The sequence below is a fragment of the Sphaerimonospora mesophila genome (assembly GCF_001417795.1).
Classification (GTDB): Bacteria; Actinomycetota; Actinomycetes; order Streptosporangiales; family Streptosporangiaceae; genus Sphaerimonospora; species Sphaerimonospora mesophila.
The window spans coordinates 82577-102829 of the sequence record NZ_BCBX01000047.1; the positions used below are offsets into that span (position 1 = coordinate 82577).

Sequence of the window (20253 nt, forward strand, 5' to 3'; positions counted from 1 at the left end):
CCCGAGGCTGCGGACTGGCAACAGGGAGACGCGCCGCAGAGCGCCGGTTAGTGACCACCCGGAAGTCAGCCTCTCCGCCGAGTCGTCGCTGCCGCCGTAAGGAGTTGTCGTGTCGCTTGCGCTGCCCGAAGCGCTGTTCTTCGTTGGGATCGACTGGGCCGCCGCCGAGCACGCGGTGTGCGTCCAAGACCAGACCGGGAAGATCATTTCCGAGTTCGTGATCGAGCACTCGACCGACGGGATCGCTCGCCTGGTGCGCCGGCTGGGCAAGTACGGGCCCGCAGGGCAGGTTCCGATCGCGATCGAGCGGCCGAACGGGCGGCTGGTCGACCTGCTGCTGGAGGCCGGGCACCCGGTGGTTCCGGTCAAGCCGAATGCGATCAAGGCCTGGCGGGAGAGCGAGGTACTGTCCGGAGCCAAGAACGACGCGGGCGACGCGGCGGTGATCGCAGAGTATCTGCGGCTTCGCCGGCACCGGCTGCGTGTGGCCACGCCGTACTCCGATGAGACCAAGGCGCTGCGCACGGTGGTGCGCACCCGTGATGATCTGGTGGACATGCGGGTGGCCGCCACCAACCAGCTGTCGGCGCTGCTGGATGCCTTCTGGCCGGGGGCCGAAGCCCTCTTCGCTGATGTGGAGTCGCCGATCAGCCTGGAGTTCTTGACCCGCTACCCCACCCCGGCCACCGCTGCCCGCCTCGGGGTGAAGCGCATGGCGGCGTTCCTGGTCAAGCACGGCTACTCCGGCCGTCGCAGTCCCGCTGAGCTGCTGGAGCGGCTGCGCTCGGCCCCGGCCGGAACCGTCGCCGACGCCCTGTCCGAAGGGCTTCGTGATGCTGTGCTGGCGCTGGTGGCCACGCTGAAGGCGCTGAACGCGGCGATCAAGGACCTGGACCGGTCGAGCGCCGCCCACCTCGGCGAGCATCCGGACGGTGAGATCTTCACGTCGCTGCCAAGGTCGGGTCAGATCAACGCCGCCCAGATGCTCGCCGAGTGGGGCGACTGCCGTCCAGCCTACGCAAGCGCCGACTCCGTCGCCGCCCTGGCCGGGTGCACGCCCGTCACCAAGCAGTCGGGCAAGCACCGCGCCGTCCACTTCCGCTGGGCCTGCAACAAACGCTTCCGCAAGGCCATGACCACCTTCGCCGACAACAGCCGGCACGCCAGCCCCTGGGCGCAGAAGATTTACCGCGATGCCCGGGCAGCAGGCAAGGACCACCCGCACGCGGTCCGTATCCTGGCCCGCGCCTGGATCCGCGTCATCTACCGGTGCTGGCTGGACGGCACGCCGTACGACCCCCAACAGCACGGGGCCGCAGCCAGCCTGACCGAGCAAACATCCGAGCGGATTGCTGCCTGAGGTTGACACAGGGAGTGTCACGCCGCGTCCTCCTGCCCGACGTCCCGGGCCGGGCGTAGGACGATCTCGACATGCTGACGGGGTCTCAGCGAGGCGCCCATCCGCGGCGTGGCGACCTCGGGGCTGCACGCCACCTGCCGATAACGGCTGAGAATCCCCGCGATGATGAGGTGGGCCTCCATCGTGAAGACGTACATGCCGATGCACTGGTGCGGTCCCCCGCCGAACGGGAAGTACGCGTACCGGTGCCGGCCCTCCGAGCGGCGCCGCGAGAAACGATCGGGGTCGAACTCGTCCGGCCGATCCCAGAGCGTCGCGAGCCGGTGGGTGACGTACGGGCTGATGAGGACCGTCCTGCCCTGCCTGAGCCGCACTCCGCCGACGTTCTCCTCCGCCACCACCATCCGGGGGAAGAGCCAGCCCACCGGGAACAGGCGCAACACCTCCTGGACGACCTGTTTCGTGTACGGCAGGCTCGCCAGATGCTCGGGCCGGACGCGCTCGCCCCCCACGACGCGGTCGATCTCCTCCTGCAGTCGCACGGCCACGTCCGGGTGGGAGTGGAGAAGGGGCCAGAGCCACGTGAGGGCGCCCGCCGTGGTCTCCGTGGCGGTGGCGAGCATGGCGACGAGGTTGTCCCGCACCCACACCGGGTCGTCGTGGCCGCCCGCCCGGCACAGGACGGAGACGATGTCGTCGCCGTCGCCGGGCCGGTCTCGATACCTCTCCACGAGCGGGCCCACGATGTCGTCGATCGTCCGCAGAGCGCCGTGGAACGCCCTGTCCCCGGGAACCGGCACCGATCCCGGCAGGAAGGGCAGCAGGTAGCGGAAGACGACGGACGTCCCGACCGCGTTGAAGGCCGGGGCCAGCCGTTCGGTGTCCGCCATGGAGATCTTGTCGCCGAAGAAGATCTTGACGACGGCCGTGTTCACGATCCGGGCCATCTCGGCGGGAACGTCGATCGGCCGGCCACTCGCGACCGGCTCGGCCAGCCCGTCGATGCCGTCGGCGATCGCGTCCGCCATACGCTGCGCGAGCGACTCGATGTGCTTGGCGGTGAACACCGGCTGCAGGACCTTACGGCTCCGCTCCCACGGCGGGCCGTCGGACATGATGCTGTGACCGAACAGACGGTGCAGCGGCCGCCAGAAGACGCCCTCCCGGGTGTAGTTCGCCGCGTTGCCCCGCAGGATGTGCTGTAGATGATCGGGATGGGTCACCAGATAGGGCCGGAAGGGGCCCAGGTTGATCTGGACGATCTCGCCGTCCGCACGCCGCCCCATCTGCAGCAACGCGCCGACCGGGTCTCGTAGTAGCGATGGAAGGACCCGGGTCAGGGGAAAAGTCTTACAGTCTCTCGCTGTCTGCACGACCGCATCAGTCGACATCCAGACTCGCTCCCCACTCGTTGATCACACCGTTGGGGAGTATCACACGATCCGCCCCGATTGATCAATATTCCAGTGGAGTGACACTTTTGTCGCGATCAGGGCGACATGTGGGGAAGCTGCGACCTTTGCACCAGTTCACTCCCCATGCCCGTGATCTTGTGAGTGCCCTGCCCCGGCTGCGAGCACTCACAAGATCACGGGCATGGGGGTGGGGAGATGGCGCGGTTACGATGACCGGGTGAGCGAGGAAGCGGCGGACTTCGTCGACGTCATGCTCGACCAGTGGCGACGCGAACGACCTGACCTGGATCTTTCCCCGATGGGGGTGTTCGCGCGGCTGGCCCGGCTGACCCGGATGGTCGAGGACGCGGTCGAGGAGGTCTTCCGGCTGCACGGCCTGCGCCAGGGGGAGTTCGACGTGCTGGCGGCGCTACGCCGATCCGGCGCTCCGTACACCATGATCCCCTCGGAGTTGTCGGCCGTGCTGATGACGTCGCGGGCCGGAATGACCAGCCGGCTGGACCGCCTGGAGGCTGCCGGACTGGTCGAGCGGAACCTGGATCCCGCCGACCGGCGGAGTTTTCAGATCGTCCTCACGGACAAGGGCCGCGAGGTGATCGACGCGACGCTCACCGACCACGCGGCCAACCTGGCCGGGCTCGCCGAAGGGTTGACGCCCGAGGACGCCGCCACGCTGAACCGGATCGTGCGCGGCCTCCTCGGCGCCCTGAGCTGAGCGGGATCAGGCCAAGGGATGAGCAGGGGGTCGGGGACGGCCCGTGGATCGGCGAGGATCGGCGAGGATCGGCCGGATGCTCCCTAACGGCTCTGGCGGACCCCGCGTCGCCAGACATCGACGATCGCGCGGGAGATCGTGATGTCACGCAGCGGGTCGCCGTCCACGAGCACCAGGTCGGCGCGCAGCCCCGGGGCGACCCGCCCGCGATCGTTCAGTCCGAAGTGCCGGGCGGGAAGGCCGGTGGCGGCGGCCAGCGCCGCCTCGGGGCTCAGCCCCGCCTGGGTGAGCATGAGCAGCTCACGATGCATGCTCGCGCCGTGCAGAGGGGCGAAGAAGTTCGCGTCGGTGCCGGCCAGCAGCGGCACTCCGGCCCGGTGCAGCGCCCCCGTGGCGCGCAGGGCGTAGGCGACGCCGTCCGGGCGGACGGGCACGGCCGAGTAGTCCCGATCGACCATGGCCAAGGCCTGCCGCGGCAGGCGAGAGGCGATCCGCTCGTCCCGCACCAGCTCGGCCCCCGCCGGATCCTGGGTGATCGCCTCGACGTAGGCGAGCGTGGTGATCACGAAGACCCCCTGATCGGCGATCCGGGAGGCCAGGTCCTCGACGGCCGGGTCGCCGGGCTCGGCGTGATGGAAAACGTGTGCGAGCCCGTCGATGCCCGACTCCAGCGCGATGACGGCGTCGCGTGCCGTGGCCACGTGCGCGATGGCCTTCAGTCCCGCCGCGTGCCCGGCCTCGACCAGGGCGGCGACCACGTCCGGGCCCATGACCGGCAGATCCAGCCCGGCCGTACAACCGTCGTCGATAACGATCTTCAGGTACTCGGCGCCTTCGGCCAGTCGCGCGGCCACGAACGCCCCGGCCTCAGCGGCGTCGGCGATGGTGTCGAAGGGCCCCACCGCGTCGCCCATGTGCGCCAGCGCGTCGGACTCGGCCGCCATGATCTGGCTCGGGTGCCCGCCCGGCGCGGTGGCGAGGACGCCCGCGCTGCGCAGGTCGGCCACGTCGTCGCGCTCGGCGGCCAGCCGGCGCTGACGGGCCAGGTTGGACGGCAGGCAGAACATGTCCAGTTCCGTGGTCACCCCGAAGGTCAGGGCCTGGGCGAGCATGCCGTCGGAGACGTGCGTGTGGGCGTCGATCAGCCCCGGCAGCAGGGTCCTGCCCGTTCCCTCGATCTCGACGTCGGCGCGACGGCCGTCGTTCTCGGCGATCCGATCTTCGACGATCAGCACATCGGCCGGGGGCAGGATGCGCTCGCCGTCGAAGACGCGGACGTTCCGGATGATGGTGCGCATGGGAGAGTCCTCTCACTAGTTCCATGGTTGATAGTACGGAGTCTAACTATCTCCGATGGAATCACCCCTGGACATCATCCCTTTTCCGGGCTTGTATCACCCGCCCCGCGACATGGCCGGGAACGGGTCCGGGCACGCAAAAGAGGGCCGAACCTCGCTGGCCCGGCCCTTGTCCGACGTCTGGCCTACGCGGGGTGGCTGGTGATCATCAGCGCCAAGGCGACAAGGACGACGACGGGGATCAGCCACACCACGACCTCGCCGAGGAACTCCTTGTACATGGCGACCGCATCCTCCAGTAGACGTGCATAAGTGCACCCGAGCATATTCGGTCGCGCGACCTGGTGGAACAGCGGTGCCCGAATCGGTCTCCGGCCCCCCACAGCAACAGGTCGGCCGCGGATGAAACGTACATATGTTTTCGCACGTCAAACGGCGCATCCGCGATCGTTTCTGGGCAGCAGGGCCGTACGGATCTAGCATCGCGCCCGTCCTAGGAGGGGAGCGCGATGTCCAAGACGAAAGCCGTGCTGGCAGCCCTGACGGTGCTGCTCGGCATGCTGGTCGCCGGCCCGGCCAGAGCGGCCGCCACCGTGCGGATCATGCCACTGGGCGACTCGATCACCGGATCGCCCGGCTGCTGGCGGGCCCTGCTGTGGAACAAGTTGCAGAACAACGGCTACACGTCGATCGACATGGTGGGCACGCTGCCCCCACAGGGCTGCTCGGTGCCGTACGACGGAGACAACGAGGGCCACGGCGGGGCGCTCGTCACGAACGTCGCCGACCAGAACCAGCTCCCCGGCTGGCTCTCGGCGACCCACCCGGACATCGTGCTGATGCACTTCGGCACCAACGACGTGTGGAGCAACCGGCCCACCGCGACCATCCTCACCGCGTACGGCAAGCTCGTGGACCAGATGCGGGCGAGCAACCCGAACATGAAGATCCTCGTAGCCAAGATCATCCCGATGAACCCGAGCACCTGCTCGGAGTGCGGCACCCGGGCCGTGGCACTGAACGACGCGATCCCCGGCTGGGCGGCGTCGAAGACCACCGCCGCTTCGCCGATCGTGGTGGTCGACCAGTGGACCGGCTTCAGCACGAGCACCGACACCTACGACGGCGTGCACCCGAACGCGAGCGGCGACCAGAAGATGGCGGACAGGTGGTATCCGGCGCTGGCCGCACTGCTCTCCGGCACCACCCCCAGTCCGACCCCCACCCCGACACCGACCCCCACTCCCACACCGACCCCGACGCCGACGCCCACTCCGACGCCGACCGGCCCCGGTGGCTGTACGGCCACCTACGAGATCACCAACCAGTGGTCGGGCGGTTTCCAGGGCGAGGTCACGGTGAAGAACACGGGCGCCGCCTCGATCAACGGGTGGACCGTCTCCTGGGCGTACGCCGACGGCCAGCAGGTGACGCAGCTGTGGAACGGCACGCTCAGCCAGAGCGGCGCGGACGTGACCGTGAAGAACGTCGGCTGGAACGGCGGCCTCGCTCCCGGCGCCGAGGCCACCTTCGGCTTCCTCGGCTCCTGGAACGGCACGAACTCCACGCCCGCGCCCACATGCACGAGAGGCTGAACGACCGAGGATTACGGCATGATTGACCGGCCAGGTTCGCCGATCGATCCCGTGGAGGACGGCATGAGCGAGTACGCCGCCACTTTCGAACTCATCGACACCGACAAGGACGGGCGGATCTCCGCCGACGAGTTGGTCCGCCTCATGGCGGTGCTCGGTGATCCCCTCACGATCAGTGGGGCGCATGGGGCGATCGCCAAGGTCGACTCCGACGGCGACGGGCTGATCGACCTCGACGAGTTCGGCACCTGGCTGCGCGGCCGCTGACATCGGATGCCCGGACCGTCAGTCCGGGCTGAAGATGTCGGCGGCGGTGACCGTGAGGACCCCGGGATCGGCCTCCCTCACCTCGGTTCGCCCACAGATCGCGTACCGCAGGACGATCACCGGCAGGATGGTTTCACCGAGGCCGATCTCGATCTTCGACCGATTACGCATCAGCGGGCCGAGATAGAACGCGAGAAAGTTGTCCGCGATGCGGTAGATCTTCCGTCTCGGCCTCCGCTCGTCCTCGGTCACCGGGATCAGGCGTTCTACCAGCCGAAGCTCGATAAGCCGATCGAGGGTCCGCGTGGGGTCAGTGCCGACCGCGTCCCCGATCTCGTGGAACCGAGTCCGGCCGACCGCGATCGCGTCCAGGACGGCCCCCGGCTGATGTCCGCCGCCCAACTCCGTGGCGAGAGGGACCTACATGCCATGCTGCCTACGTCGAACGTGGGCTACGCGTGATGCGGTTCGTGGTTTCCGGGCGGGGCGCGATAATCGACAGCATGATGGCGGCCGAGTCGGCGCAGACGCTGGAACGGGGATTACGGCTGTTGCGGCTGCTCGCGGAGGGCCACCGCGGGCGTACGCCCACCGAGCTGGCCGGTGAGCTCGGCCTCAGCCGTCCGGTCGTCTACCGGCTGCTCACCACCCTGCAGGCCGAGGGCTTCGCCAGAAGGGACGCCGACGGGCGGGTCCACCTCGGTTTCGGCGTCCTCGGGCTGGCCCAGGCCGTACAGCCCCTGCTGCGCGCGACGGCGCTCCCGGTGCTGCGCACGCTCGCCGAGCGGGCCGGGGCGACGGCGCATCTGACGATCGCCGAAGGCGACGAGGGGCTGGCCGTGGCCGTGGTCGAGCCGTCGTGGACCGACATGCACGTCGCCTACCGAGAGGGATCGCGGCACCCGCTCACCCGCGGCGCGGCGGGGCTGGCGCTGCTCGCGCTGCGGTCCGGCGGCTCCAGCGGCTCCGGCGGCTCCAGCGGCTCCGGCGGCTCCGGCGGCTCCGGCGAAGACAGCGCGAACGACGGCATGAGCGAGGGCGGCGATCCACCGCTCCGCACGAGCCACGGTCAGCTTCAGGAGGGCGCCACGGGCATCGCCGCGCCGATCACGGGGCTCTCGTGGCTGGAGGCGTCGGTCGGCGTGGTCAGCTTCGCCGACCTCGACGTGGCGACGGTGGGCCCGCTCGTGCTCACCGCCGCCGGGAATCTCGCCGCGGCCCTCGCGCAACCGAAGCCCTCGTCCTCATGACCGAGCCCTCGTCCTCATGACCTAGCCCTCGTCCTCATGAACCGGCGGGCGACCGGCTCACAGACCGGCTCACGCCGTCAGCCGCAGCGCCCGAACATCTGCACGTAGGTCACGGCCGGGGTGACGGATCCGGCGGCCGGATCCGCGCTGCCCGGGGCGGCGGCCGCCGGCTGTGTCGATGAAACCGCGGTGGCCAGGCTGAGCAGGAGAGCACAGGTCACGGCGCGGGCGGCCCGCCGGTGGCGCCGTGACCCGGGGTGGTCGGACACGCTCCGCTGCCTGCGGGAGAGCGGCAAGAGGCTGTTCATAGGGGGGCTCCTCGGGTCGATGTCCCCCAAGTGATAAACGGAGGCCCTTTCAGGGGCCTTGCGGTGCCCTTGTAGCCGTCGCGCTCGCCCCGATGTGTTTGACATTCATGGCACATTGACGGATCGTCGTACGTATAGAGGACATCAGTGTCCGATAAGCGGACATTTTCGGCCATGGAGGATAGCCATGCCGTACTATCGCAGCGTCGGCGAGGTGCCGCGCAAACGCCACGTGCAGTTCCGCAAACCCGACGGCGGGCTCTACCAGGAGGAGCTGATGGGCGAGGAGGGCTTCTCCTCCGACTCCTCGCTCCTCTATCACCGCCACGCGCCGACGGCGATCGTGAAGGCCGAGGCCGTCGACGGGGGCGGCTCCGGGCTCACCGCCAATCTCCCGCTCTCGCCGCGTCACTTCCGCACCCGCGATCTGTCGCCGACCGGCGATCTGGTCTCCGGGCGCCTGCTGCTGGCCGGCAACGCCGACGTCCGCATCTCGTACGCCGCCACGGACGCGCCGAGCGAGCTCTACCGCGACTCGATGGGCGACGAGTGCGTGTACATCGCGAGCGGGCGGGCGCGCTTCGAGTCGACGTACGGCGCGATGGACGTGGGCGAGGGCGACTACGTCGTGGTCCCGACCGGGACGATCCACCGCTGGGTGCCGCAGGGTCCGGTGACCGCGCTGGTCATCGAGGCGGCCGGGCACATCAGGCCGCCCAGGCGCTACCTGTCGCAGTACGGACAGTTCCTGGAGCACGCCCCCTACTGCGAGCGTGACCTGCGCGGACCGGCCGAGCCGCTGCTGGTGGACGGCGAGGAGGTCCCGGTCCTGGTCCGCACGAGGGGCGGGCTGACCCGGCTCACCTACGCGCAGCACCCGTTCGACGTGGTCGGCTGGGACGGCTGCCTGTACCCGTACGCCTTCAACATTCACGACTTCGAACCGATCGTGAAGCGCACGCACGCGCCGCCGCCGGTCCACCAGACGTTCGAGGGGCCGAACTTCGTCATCTGCTCGTTCTGCCCCCGGCCGCTGGACTTCCATCCCGAGGCCGTGCCGATCCCGTACAACCACCACAACGTGGACTCCGACGAGTTGATGTTCTACGTGGGCGGCGACTACACGGCGCGGAAGGGGTCGGGCATCGACGTCGGCTCGATCTCGCTGCACCCGGCGGGCTTCACACACGGTCCGCAGCCGGGCGCGGTGGAGGCGGCCGTCGAGGCCGTACGGCAGGGCATGACGACGACCACGGAGCTCGCGGTCATGCTCGACACGTTCCGGCCGCTCGACCTCGGCCCGGCGGCCCTGGCCTGCGAGGATCCGGCCTACGCCTGGACGTGGAACGCCCGGACCTGAGTACGGCCACCAGGTGGGCGGTCCGATCGCGGATCGCGACCGGACGTGTTCGTGTCGTCACCTTCCGCTACCCTGGGGTGTCCCGAGTAGCGGAGGCAGGAACATATGCGCCGGATCGCCGCCTGGGCTCTCCCGGCCCTTCTCCTCGTAGCGGCCATCGGGGGCTGTGCCGTACGCGTCCCGCCCGCACCCCGCATCACGATGACGCCCTCGTCGGGCACCGTCACCACCCGGCCGCCCGGCGAGCGCATCGTGGTGCGGGCCGAGGGCGGCCGGCTGTCGAGCGTCGTGGCGTTCGCCGGACGGGACCTGGTGCCCGGGGGCTTCGACCCCTCCCACACCGTCTGGCGCTCCGCCCGTCCGCTGCGTCCCGCAACGGAGTACGCGGTGAGCGCCGTGGCGGCCGGTGCCCAGGGTGTCACATCTCGGTTCGCGCACCACTTCCGAACGATTACCCCGGACAGAACTGGACAGGGATAACTTAGGGGAACCCTGACCCAACGGACTTCGTTATTGCTTATGGAGGCGGGCAAATGGAGTCCTGGATCGTCTGGCTCATCCTGGCGGCGGTGCTCGGAGTCGCGGAGATCTTCACGCTGACCGCCGCTCTCGGGCTGCTGTCCGCCGCCGCGCTGCTGACGGCGGGAGCCGCCCTCGTCGGACTCCCGGTCGGCCTCCAGCTCGCGCTGTTCGCCGCCGCCTCGACCGCCGGGCTCGTCGTCGCGCGGCCGCTCGCACAGCGGCTCATCAGGCAGCCTCCGCTCCGGCGCTTCGGCGTGTCCGCCCTCATCGGCAAGCCGGCCTACGTGACCAGTCAGGTCACCGCGCACGGCGGCAGGGTGCGCATCGGCGGTGAGGAGTGGTCCGCCCGGGCCTACGACGACAGCCTCGTCATCCCCGCCGGCGCGACCGTGGACGTGATCGAGATCGAGGGCGCCACCGCCCTCGTCTACCCCAGGGAGTGAGCATGGAGGACCCTGCCCTGATCGGCGGCATCATCGTGGCGCTGGTCGTGGTGTTCACGGTGTTGCGCGCGGTCCGCATCGTCCCACAGGCCCGAGCGGGCAACGTGGAACGCCTGGGACGGTACTACCGTACGCTGGGCCCCGGCCTGAACTTCGTGATCCCGTTCATCGACCGGGTCCGGCCCCTGATCGACCTGCGTGAGCAGGTGGTCTCGTTCAAACCTCAGCCGGTCATCACCGAGGACAACCTCGTCGTCGACATCGACACCGTGCTCTACTTCCAGGTCACCGACCCGAGGGCGGCGGAGTACGAGATCGCGAACTTCATCCAGGGCGTCGAGCAGCTCACGGTGACGACGCTGCGCAACGTCGTCGGCGGCATGGACCTGGAGAAGACGCTCACCTCGCGCGACACGATCAACAGCCAGCTCCGGGGCGTGCTGGACGAGGCCACCGGCAAATGGGGCATCCGGGTCAACCGGGTCGAGATCAAGGCGATCGACCCGCCGAAGACCATCAAGGAGGCCATGGAGAAGCAGATGCGCGCCGAGCGGGACAAGCGCGCCGCCATCCTGACCGCCGAGGGGCAGCGGCAGTCGCAGATCCTCACCGCCGAGGGTGAGAAGCAGAGCGCGATCCTGCGCGCCGAGGGTGAGCGCACCGCGCAGATCCTCAAGGCGGAGGGCCAGTCGCAGGCGATCGACGAGGTCTTCCAGGCCGTCCACCGCAACGACCCCGACCCCAAGCTGCTCGCCTACCAGTACCTGCAGGTCCTCCCCCAGCTCGCGCAGGGCGAGGGCAACACGTTCTGGGTGATCCCGAGCGAGGTGACCTCGGCGCTTCAGGGTGTGTCCAAGGCGTTCACCGAATCGCTGCCGCCGTCCCCGGCCACGCGGGAGCGTGAGCGGAGCGAGGCGGGCAGCGCGGCCGTGGCCGCAGCGGAGCAGGCGGCGGCCGAGGCCAAGGCGGCGGCTGAGGACAGCGAGCTGGGACCACGCCAGATCGAGGCACGCAAGCAGGCCGCCGATCTGGCCGGCCTGCCCGGCGCGGCGCAGGCATCCGGTGCGGATCAGGACCCGGCCACGGCGACCCGCTCCACGAATCGTCCGTAACGCGCCAGCTCCGCCGTGGTGGGCGCGATGACCAGTTCGTTTCCGACCTGTTCTACGGCCGCCCGCAGTGCCCTGGCGGCCCTCCGCGCCCTGCGGCGGCCGCCCAGCCAGGCGACCACCCGGCAGAGCAATGCGACGAGCACCCCCGCCACCGCCCCGCCCGCCAGCAGCACGGTCGGCCACGGCACCCGGTCGAGGGTGGGCGTGGGCGGCCGGGGCAGCAGGAGATAGTCGAGCACGAAGAGCACGGCCAGCCACACGGCTCCGGCCGCCATCGCGGCGGTCAGCAGCCACTGCAGTGCTCCCGCCGCCCGCCACCACCGGGGTGTCCGCGACACGCCGAGCGAGGTGGTGGCCACCGCCCGGTCGAGGGCGTCGGCCAGCTCCGGCGTCCGCGACCGCGCCGCGTGCCGTACGGACGTCGCCCACGGCTCGGGCACGCCGGCGGCGGCCGCTGCGCCCATGTCCCGTACGGCCAGCTCCACCGCGGCGACCTGCACGGATGTCGCCGCCGGTAGCGAGGTGCGGGCGTCGCCGCCGCCCGACAGCCGCAGCCGCCGCAGCGGATCCGGGCGCAGCCGGCGCATCCACCGCGTCACCGGCCACCCGGTCGCGGCGACCGCCCGATGCCGGTGGGCCTTGGCGACCGCCCGGACGACCACCGGCACGGCGGCCGCCTGTTCCAGCGCCCGGGCGAGCTCCCGAGTCCGCGTCCGATCGGCGAAGACGCCATCCTGCCTGACGTGGTCGCCCGAGCCGGCGCCGTCGGCCGCCGAGTCCTGCAGCATGGCGGCGGCCGTGGCGGCGTCGGCGGCCAGTCGCGACGCCCAGGCCCGGCGGCGGGACACCCGCTTGTCGAGCACCGCGCGCAGCTCGGCGACGCCTTCACCGGTCCGTGCCGACACCCCCAGCACCGGCACGTCCCACAGCCCGTCGGCGGCGAGCAGCCGGCGCAGATCGTCGAGGCAGCGGGAGACCGATCGCCTGGGCAGCCGGTCGATCTGGTTCAGCACGACGACCGTGACGTCCCGGTGGCGGGCGAGCGGGCGCAGGTAGCGCTCGTGCACGGCCGCGTCGGCGTACTTCTGCGGGTCCAGCACCCACACCAGCAGGTCGACGACGCCGACCAGCCGGTCCACCTCCAGCCGGTGCGAGAGCTCGATCGAGTCGTGATCGGGCAGGTCGAGCAGGATCAGGCCGGAGGCCGCCCGGTCGGCGACCGTGTGCCGCAGCGGCACGCCGAGCCAGTCGAGCAGCGGGCCGGCTCCGGCCGGGTGCCACAGCGCCGCCTGGGCGTGGGCGGTCGTCGGCCGGGTCACCCCCACCTCGGCGAGATCGGTGCCGGTCAACGCGTTGAACAGCGACGACTTCCCGCTGCCGGTGGCTCCGGCGAGCGCGACTGCCGTGTGCTCCACCGACAGGCTGCGCCGCACCCCGGCCCGGTCGACCACGTCGCGCGCCCGGTCGATCGCGGCCGCGCCGAGCCGTCCCTCCGCCAGGTCGGCCGCCTCGGCGAGCGCCGCGAGCCGGTCGTCGAGCGGAGGCCCCGCTTTCCTGCCGAGAAGTTTCAAAGGGGCTGCCTTTCCCGTCTCTCCCGTACGGCCCGCGCCGCCTCCCTGAGCTGCGCCGCGGTGTCCGCAGCGCCCCCGAGCCCCGTCAGCAGGGAGGTGAACCGCGCGCGTTCCTCGTCGAGGAGGAGGCCGACCCGGCGGCGGAGGTCCTCACGGGCGCAGCGGGTCAGCTCACGCACGGCCTGGTCGCCGAAGACCGCCTCGAGCAGCTTCTGGCTCAGCACGCCGGTGCCGCCGGCGATGCCGACCTCGATGCCGGTGATCCCTCCGGTCGCGGAGAACACCGCCAACATGAGCAGCACGCCCAGACTGTTGACGCCGAACGAAGCGGCCCTGGCCAGGGTCCGCCGATCCGCCCCCTCCGACCTGACCAGGTCGAGCACGTAACTCTGCCAGGCGCGTACGGCCGTCTCGGCCCGGCCGGACAGCTCGGCGCCCGCGCGGCCGAGCCGGCCGGTGACCGCCACACCGGACCTCTCCAGCAGGTCCCGACCGGCGGGCCGGGCCAGCCACGACTCGACCGATCGCTCGGCCGCGCCGTCGGCCATCGCGCGGATCAACGCCGCGACGCCGCTCTCCAGCGCCACGCTCAGCTCCCGATCGGGAGTCGGACGGCCGGTGACGACCGCGGTGACCCGGTCACGCAGCCGCGCGACCCGCGACTGCAGCGACCGCATGAGGTCGCCGGTGCCGACGAAGTCCTGCCAGCGGGCCAGCACCTCGCCGCGCAGCAGCACGCCGTCCCGCATGCCCTCGTCGAACCCGAGCAGGGCCGAGGCGTACGCCTCCTCCACCACGGCGCGCAGCTCGGCGATGCCGGCCTGCTGCCGCTCGACCCGGTCGGCCAGTTCCGGCACCCTGGCCGCGACGCTGTCCAGCGCCCCGGTGAGGGTCTGCCGTACGACCGCGGCTCGTGAGCGTGCGTCGGCCGCGAGCCCGGCCAGCCAGTCGGAGATCGGCCGTACGGCTGAAGCGGGCAGCCTGGCGCGTTCCGACGTGAGCGCCAGCTCGGGCACCGAGAACAGCGGCGCGCCGGCCAGGCCGTTCTCCCTGAGCAGGCGGGCCAGGTCAGCGGTCACGGGCTCGCTCGCCTCCGGGGGCACCCGCTGCAGGATGACGGCGAGGGCGGTGCTGCGCTCGCGGGCGCGGCGCAGGAAGCTCCACGGGACCTCGTCCGCATAGCGGGCCGCCGTGGTGACGAACAGCCAGAGGTCGGCGGCGGCGAGGAGCTGCGCCGCCAGCTCGCGGTTGGCGCTGACGACCGAGTCGACGTCGGGGGCGTCCAGCAGCGCGAGGCCGGCGGGCAGCTCGCCCGACGTGGCGATCCTGAGCGTCCCCGGCTCGCCGCGACCGCCGCCCGTCGCCCCTCCCCCGGTCATCCGGGGCATGCCGGGGAGGACGTGCGCGGCGGTGAACCAGGCGACGTCGGCGGGATTGGCGACCAGGGTCGGGGCGAGCGTGGTGGGCCGCAGCACGCCGGGCTCGGTGACGTCGGCGCCGACCAGCGAGTTGACCAGCGTGGACTTGCCCGCACCGGTGGAGCCGCCGACGACGGCCAGCAGTGGCGCGTCGATGGCGGTCAGCCTGGGCAGCAGATAGTCGTCGAGCTGCCCGCTCAGCTCCTTGAGCATGCGCCGGTCGGCCGCTACGTCACCGATGGCCAGCGGGAACAGGTCCTGGTCGAGGTGGCGTCGCAGCTCCCGAAGCGCCCCGAGCAGCCGCTGCGTCCCGACCAGCCCGTCGTCGCCCGCCATAAAGACGGCTTTCCCGTACGAAACGGGTCAAATCACATGGTGATGTTGACGATCGCCGAGGCAGCGCGATGCCGCCGCCGCCTCCCGGCCCAGCCCTGAGGCCCGACGCGCCGTGGAGAGCAGCCTCGCTCAGTGGCGCGGAGCGCGCAGCACGTAGCCCACCCCGCGGATCGTGTGGATGAGCTTCGGCTCGATCCTGTCGATCTTCCGCCGCAGGTAGGAGACGTACGACTCGACGACGTTGGCGTCCCCGCCGAAGTCGTAGTGCCACACGTGGTCGAGGATCTGCGCCTTCGAGAGCACCCTGCCCTGGTTGACCATGAAGTAGTGCAGCAGCTTGAACTCGGTCGGCGACAGCCGTACGGGCCGGCCCGCCCGCCACACCTGCCGGGTGTCCTCGTTCATCTCCAGGTCCGCGACCTCGAGCCGTGACGGGCCCTCCTCGCCACGGGTACGGCGCAGCACGGCCTGGATCCGCGCGATGACCTCCTCCAGACTGAACGGCTTCGTCACGTAGTCGTCGGCCTTGTGCAACCCAGCGATCTTGTCCTCGGTCGCGTCCCTGGCGGTGAGAAAGACCACCGGGATCCGCGGTCCGGCCCCGCGCAGCCGGTCGGCGACGGCCAGGCCGTCCATGTCCGGCAGCATGATGTCGAGCACGATCAGGTCGGGCCGCTCCCGCTCGGCGGCCAGCATGGCGTCGGCGCCGTTCGAGGCGGTCACCACGTCGAAACCGGCGAACCGCAGGCTGGCCGAGAGAAGCTCCAGGATGTTCGGCTCGTCGTCGACGACGAGCAGGCGGCCCGCCGACTTCTCGGCTCGCGCCGCCGTCTTGAAGGCGCCTCCGGTGTTCGTGCGAGCGTTCGCCCTCATGCCGCTCCCTCCCCGTGGACCGAACCTCCCGCGCCGTCGGCGGACACCACTGTGCGCTTCGTCACTGACTGCATAGTCTTAAGACCATGGCAAACCCCGCTTCGGGCTACCTTGGCCGATCCTGAGAGTTTCCTGCCAAGCTCAGAAGCCGGCGCCACCCCCACCCCCACACCCCCACCCCCGTGATCTTGCGAATACTTGCAAACCACCCTCCGCACCTGGGCGGATTCACTTCGTGATCTTGCAGATTCTTGCAGACAAGCCCCCTGACCTGCACTTATACGTTCGCCGATCTTGCAGTTGGCCGTCAGCTACAAGATCACAGATGCCGTTTTCGCTGCTCAACGGCCAGGCCTGCGAGATACTGCAAGATCACGGAACCCAAAGTGCCTGCTCATGACCCCCACGCGCGAGAATTCGCAAGATCACGGGCATGGGTGGGGAAGGCCGGGGAGGGGGCATCTCGGACGGCTTAGGTCTGGGCTTCGGGGGCCAGGGGGAGGACGGCACGGAAGGCGGCCCCGGCTCCCGGCTCCGACCGTACGCTCACGCTTCCGCCGTGGGCGCGTACGAGTGAGTCGACGATGGCGAGGCCGAGCCCGCTTCCCCCCTCGGGCCGCCTCCGGGACGGGTCCGCGCGGTAGAAGCGCTCGAACACCCTGGCCTTCTGCTCGGCGGTGAGCCCCGGCCCCTCGTCGGCCACCTCGATGTACGCCTGTTCTCCGCAGGCGCCCACGCGCACCGTGATCTCGGTCCCCTCGGGGGTGTGGGTGGTCGCGTTGCTCATGAGGTTGCCCACGACCTGGCGCAGCCGCACCTCGTCGCCGAAGACGATCAGCGCCGTCTCGCCCTCCATCACCAGCGACACGTCGCGATCCGGGCAGAGCGTCCGCGCGTCGTGTACGGCGTCGGCCGCGATGGCCAGCAGGTCCACCGGCTGCTGCTGCAGCGGACGCTGCTGGTCCAGCCGGGCGAGCAGCAGCAGGTCCTCGACGAGCAGCCCCATCCGGGACGCCTCGCTCTCGATCCGCTCCATCAGCCGGGTGATGTCGGACCCGGGCACCTGCCGGTAGAACTCGGCGAATCCCCGGATCGACGTAAGCGGCGTGCGCAACTCGTGGGAGGCGTCGGCGATGAACCGCCGCATCCGCGACTCCGACTCGCGGGCGGCGGCCTCCGAGGCGGCCCTGGCCTGGAACGCCGACTCGATCTGCGCCAGCATGCCGTTGAGCGAGCGCGCCAGGCTGCCGACCTCCGTGCGGGGGTGGTGGCGGTCGTGGATCCGGCTGCCGAGGTGTCCCCTGGCGATGGCCGCGGCCGTCGCCTCGATCTCCGTCAGCGGCCGCAGGCTGCGCCGTACGACCACCACCCCGACAACGGCCAGCACGGTCATGACGACGGCACCGCACAGCAGTTCGATGACGGCGAGCTGGGTGGTGATCTGGGTGACCGAGGCCAGGTCCATGGCGACGACCATGGTGCCCACCCCGTCAATGGGAAGGATCTTGGCTCGCCAGCGTACATCGCCCGACACGGCGCGCACGGTCTGTGGGGCCGTGGACGTCACGGCCATCGGGCCCGGCACGTTCTCCACCGCCATCCCGGCCTGCGTCAGGATCGTCCTGCCCTCACGGTCGCGGACCTCCACCCGGCCCTCGGGGGGCACCCGCAGCCTGCTGAACGCGGTGGGGCCGCGCTGCACCCGCAGGGCGGCATCGGTGGCGATGCCGTGCAACTGCCCGTCCACCCGGGTGACGAGATAGTCGCGAAGCACGGACATGCTGCTCACCCCGAACACCGCCAGCGCGACGGCGACCAGCGCGAGCATGGCCGCGCTGAGCGTGATGCGCAGCGGAGTTCGTCCGGACACGACGGGTCTCAGGCGCCGTTGGGCGGAACGCGCATGACGTACCCCACGCCGCGCAGGGTGTGGATGAGCCGGGGATGGCGGTTGTCGAGCTTTCGGCGGAGCACCGACACATACGACTCGACGATCCCGGCGTCGCCCCGGAAGTCGTAGTCCCACACGTGATCGAGGATCTGCGCCTTGGAGAGCACCCTCCCGGCGTTGGCCATGAAGTAGCGCAGCAGCTTGAACTCCGTCGGCGACAGCGGGATCGCGCTGCCCGCCCGCCAGACCTCGTGCGACTCCTCGTCCAGTTCGACATCGGCGAACGTCAACCGCGGCGAGCAGGCCACGACGCCACCCGACGTACGGCGCAGCACGGCGCGGATCCTCGCGATGACCTCTTCCAGGCTGAACGGCTTGGTCACATAGTCGTCCCCGCCCAGGGTGAGACCGCGGATCTTGTCCTCGGTGGCGTCCCGTGCCGTGAGGAAGACCACAGGCGTCCGCGTACCACCGCCGCGCATCCGGCGGACAATGTCGAAACCGTCCATGTCGGGCAACATGACGTCGAGCACGATGAGGTCGGGCCGATGACGCTGGGCCGCCGCGACCGCCTCACTTCCGTTGGACGCCGAGTGCACCTCGAATCCCGCGTATCGCAGGCTCGCGGACAGCAACTCCAGGATGTTCGGCTCGTCCTCGACGATCAATAGCCTGGCTTCGGATGATTCAGTGACCATGGCGCGCACACTCTAGGGCATATGCGGTAAGGGCACCGTTAAAGCTATCTGAACGGCAATGCCCAGGTCGCCGGGAGGGCGGGTGCGCCGAGCCGGAATCCAAGCGGCTAAACCGGGTATGGGCCCCCGAACCAGTCCGCAACTCCTATTCGGGGGGTCACAAATGACCACAGAGAGTATCGGGAAAACCGCCCGCGACGTCATGCATCCGGGTGCCGAGTGCATCGGCGAGCACGAGAGCCTGCGTCACGCGGCCGAGATGATGCGCGACCTCGGCGTCGGCGCACTGCCGATCTGCGGGGAGGACGACCGCCTCAAGGGGATCATCACCGACCGCGACATCGTGATCAAATGCTGCGCCGAGGGCAAGGACCTCGAGGAGTGCACGGCGGGCGAACTGGCCGGCGGCCTCGTCTGGGTGGACGCCCAGACCAGCGTCGAGGAGGCGCTGCTCACGATGGAGCAGAACCAGATCAAGCGGCTGCCCGTGATCGAGAACGGCCGCATCGCCGGCATGATCAGCGAGGCCGATCTGGCCAAGGAACTGCCGGACAGCAAGCTGGCCGAGTTCGTCCACCGCGTGTACGCGCGCGCCTGACCGGGCCTGATCGCTCGCTGCGGCGGATCAGCGGCCGGTCCGGTACGCGATCACGCCGATGACGCCGATCGCCCCCACGGCGACGGCGACCCATAACAGGCCCATCGGCACGGCCACGCCGCCGTCGTCCGGCTGACGATGCTCCCGCGCGGCCGCGCGGGAGGCCGTCGGCTTCGCCGTACGCGCGGCGGATGAGGCGGACGGCGTGGCGTGCGGGCGGGCCTGCTGCGGCAGCTGCACCCGGTAGACCGGGCTGGAGACGCCCTCCGAGCCGACGAGCACCGCGGTGCCGTCCCGTGTGTAGGTGATCGACTCGGCCTGGTCCAGCGGCGGCATCGTCAGGTGCGCGAGGAGTTCGCCGGGCGCCCGGTAGACGGACGCGGAGAAGTATGTGCGGATCACGAAGCTCGACCCGTCGGGGGCGTAGGCCGCGTCGGTGGCCATGAGGGGAGCCGGGCCGACGCGGCGCAGCACGTTCACCCGGTCGGTGCGCAGCTTGGCGGGAGCCGCGTAGACGGATCCGGAGAACTCCTTGCTCACGATGTAGAGGCGGCCGGTGCGGGGGTGCACCATCAGGCCCTCCGCGTCATGCTTGCCGTCCTCGTACCGGAAGCGGTACCTGGTCGCCTGGACGGTCGCGTCCCGCATGGTCCGGGGCTCCATCACCTTGTAGACCGAGATGTCCGGCCAGACGCGGTTGTTGTCCCCGGTGTCGCCGAACCACAGCACACCCCGGCCGGTCTTGGGATCGACCGTGGCCGCCATGGCCTCCCAGTCGCGTGCCTCGGCATTGGAGATCGTGAACGTGGCCCGGGTCCGCCCGTCCATGCCTACGGCGAAGAACCTCGGTCCGTCGCCGCTGTCGTTGTGGGTGTAGAGGATGCCCTTGCGCGTGGGCGACATCGCCATCCCGCTCGACTCGGCGATGCGCGGGTCACGGAACTTGAACAGCAACCGCCCCTCGTCGTCCGCCGCCCGCTGTGCGAGGGCGGGCGCCGTACGCGCGTTCGCCGGGAAAGTATTCGCCGGGAGAGCGTTCGCCGGAAGCGGCAGGGTCGGCGCCACCACGACGGGCGATGCCACGAGGAGCGCCGCCAGGATCCGCACCGGGCGCGAGACCCGCCCCCGGGATGTCGGCCTGCCGCCCCGTCGATCGTCCCCGCGAGCCCGCCGTACCGATCCCGCCGATGCGCTCCCCATGCGGCAATCTTCCCCGATGCCGC

At 70.5% G+C, this 20253-nt stretch carries 20 protein-coding genes; 10 read left to right on the forward strand and 10 right to left on the reverse strand.

Annotated elements, in window-relative coordinates; translation table 11 throughout:
• Positions 1–109 precede the first annotated feature (109 nt).
• Positions 110–1360 (forward strand): IS110 family transposase, encoded by a 1251-nt coding sequence (locus AP234_RS27745; RefSeq protein WP_055482687.1) that lies wholly within the window; start codon positions 110–112, stop codon positions 1358–1360.
• Between the two features lie 17 nt (positions 1361–1377).
• Here AP234_RS27745 and AP234_RS27750 read toward each other — a convergent pair whose 3' ends face one another.
• Positions 1378–2646: a cytochrome P450 gene (locus tag AP234_RS27750; RefSeq protein WP_235558416.1), complete on the reverse strand. Its 1269-nt coding sequence runs from the start codon at positions 2644–2646 to the stop codon at positions 1378–1380.
• A gap of 346 nt (positions 2647–2992) precedes the next feature.
• Between AP234_RS27750 and AP234_RS27755 the strand changes: the two genes are divergently transcribed.
• Complete coding sequence (locus AP234_RS27755; RefSeq protein WP_055482689.1) at positions 2993–3490, forward strand: MarR family winged helix-turn-helix transcriptional regulator; 498 nt, start codon at positions 2993–2995, stop codon at positions 3488–3490.
• An 83-nt stretch (positions 3491–3573) separates the two neighbouring features.
• On the opposite strand, the gene AP234_RS27760 is transcribed toward AP234_RS27755, so the two are convergent.
• On the reverse strand, positions 3574–4788 hold the full coding sequence (locus tag AP234_RS27760) for an amidohydrolase family protein (protein WP_055482690.1): 1215 nt from the start codon (positions 4786–4788) through the stop codon (positions 3574–3576).
• Positions 4789–5297: 509 nt separating this feature from the next.
• On the opposite strand from AP234_RS27760, the gene AP234_RS27765 reads away from it, so the two are divergent.
• On the forward strand, positions 5298–6383 hold the full coding sequence (locus AP234_RS27765) for a cellulose binding domain-containing protein (RefSeq protein WP_055482691.1): 1086 nt from the start codon (positions 5298–5300) through the stop codon (positions 6381–6383).
• 18 nt (positions 6384–6401) lie between these two features.
• Complete coding sequence (locus AP234_RS27770; protein ID WP_235558411.1) at positions 6402–6650, forward strand: EF-hand domain-containing protein; 249 nt, start codon at positions 6402–6404, stop codon at positions 6648–6650.
• A gap of 18 nt (positions 6651–6668) precedes the next feature.
• Here the strand turns inward: AP234_RS27770 and AP234_RS27775 are convergent, their stop codons facing one another.
• Positions 6669–7052, reverse strand: coding sequence for a hypothetical protein (locus tag AP234_RS27775; protein ID WP_055482692.1), 384 nt, complete (start codon positions 7050–7052; stop codon positions 6669–6671).
• Between the two features lie 59 nt (positions 7053–7111).
• Between AP234_RS27775 and AP234_RS27780 the strand changes: the two genes are divergently transcribed.
• Positions 7112–7900, forward strand: coding sequence for a helix-turn-helix domain-containing protein (locus tag AP234_RS27780; RefSeq protein ID WP_235558412.1), 789 nt, complete (start codon positions 7112–7114; stop codon positions 7898–7900).
• A gap of 77 nt (positions 7901–7977) precedes the next feature.
• Here the strand turns inward: AP234_RS27780 and AP234_RS27785 are convergent, their stop codons facing one another.
• Positions 7978–8208 carry a hypothetical protein gene (locus tag AP234_RS27785; protein WP_055482693.1) on the reverse strand — a complete coding sequence of 77 codons (231 nt, stop codon included), beginning with the start codon at positions 8206–8208 and terminating at the stop codon, positions 7978–7980.
• A gap of 187 nt (positions 8209–8395) precedes the next feature.
• Here AP234_RS27785 and AP234_RS27790 point away from each other — a divergent pair, with 187 nt between their 5' ends.
• The 4 genes from AP234_RS27790 to AP234_RS27805 all read left to right on the forward strand — a co-directional run bounded on the left by AP234_RS27790 (position 8396) and on the right by AP234_RS27805 (position 11645).
• Positions 8396–9568, forward strand: coding sequence for a homogentisate 1,2-dioxygenase domain-containing protein (locus AP234_RS27790; RefSeq protein ID WP_055482694.1), 1173 nt, complete (start codon positions 8396–8398; stop codon positions 9566–9568).
• Positions 9569–9673: 105 nt separating this feature from the next.
• Positions 9674–10048, forward strand: coding sequence for an Ig-like domain-containing protein (locus AP234_RS27795; RefSeq protein ID WP_055482695.1), 375 nt, complete (start codon positions 9674–9676; stop codon positions 10046–10048).
• A 53-nt stretch (positions 10049–10101) separates the two neighbouring features.
• Complete coding sequence (locus AP234_RS27800) at positions 10102–10533, forward strand: NfeD family protein (RefSeq protein ID WP_055482696.1); 432 nt, start codon at positions 10102–10104, stop codon at positions 10531–10533.
• Between the two features lie 2 nt (positions 10534–10535).
• Positions 10536–11645, forward strand: a complete 1110-nt coding sequence (locus tag AP234_RS27805; RefSeq protein WP_083502491.1) for an SPFH domain-containing protein — start codon at positions 10536–10538, stop codon at positions 11643–11645.
• On the opposite strand, the gene AP234_RS27810 is transcribed toward AP234_RS27805, so the two are convergent.
• The 5 genes from AP234_RS27810 to AP234_RS27830 all read right to left on the reverse strand — a co-directional run bounded on the left by AP234_RS27810 (position 11603) and on the right by AP234_RS27830 (position 18432).
• Positions 11603–13216 (reverse strand): GTPase, encoded by a 1614-nt coding sequence (locus AP234_RS27810; protein WP_055482697.1) that lies wholly within the window; start codon positions 13214–13216, stop codon positions 11603–11605. The genes AP234_RS27805 and AP234_RS27810 overlap by 43 nt on opposite strands.
• Positions 13213–14970 (reverse strand): hypothetical protein, encoded by a 1758-nt coding sequence (locus AP234_RS27815; protein ID WP_055482698.1) that lies wholly within the window; start codon positions 14968–14970, stop codon positions 13213–13215. Before AP234_RS27815 ends, AP234_RS27810 begins: the two co-directional genes overlap by 4 nt.
• Before the next feature lie 129 nt (positions 14971–15099).
• A complete protein-coding gene (locus AP234_RS27820) occupies positions 15100–15843 on the reverse strand; it encodes a response regulator transcription factor (protein WP_055482699.1) in 744 nt (247 codons plus the stop codon).
• Between the two features lie 472 nt (positions 15844–16315).
• Entirely contained in the window at positions 16316–17713 is a 1398-nt protein-coding gene (locus tag AP234_RS27825; protein ID WP_235558413.1) for a sensor histidine kinase, read from the reverse strand.
• An 8-nt stretch (positions 17714–17721) separates the two neighbouring features.
• Positions 17722–18432: a response regulator transcription factor gene (locus AP234_RS27830; protein WP_055482700.1), complete on the reverse strand. Its 711-nt coding sequence runs from the start codon at positions 18430–18432 to the stop codon at positions 17722–17724.
• Between the two features lie 163 nt (positions 18433–18595).
• On the opposite strand from AP234_RS27830, the gene AP234_RS27835 reads away from it, so the two are divergent.
• Positions 18596–19030, forward strand: a complete 435-nt coding sequence (locus tag AP234_RS27835; RefSeq protein WP_055482701.1) for a CBS domain-containing protein — start codon at positions 18596–18598, stop codon at positions 19028–19030.
• A gap of 27 nt (positions 19031–19057) precedes the next feature.
• On the opposite strand, the gene AP234_RS27840 is transcribed toward AP234_RS27835, so the two are convergent.
• Entirely contained in the window at positions 19058–20230 is a 1173-nt protein-coding gene (locus tag AP234_RS27840; RefSeq protein ID WP_055482702.1) for a hypothetical protein, read from the reverse strand.
• Between the last annotated feature and the right edge of the window lie 23 nt (positions 20231–20253).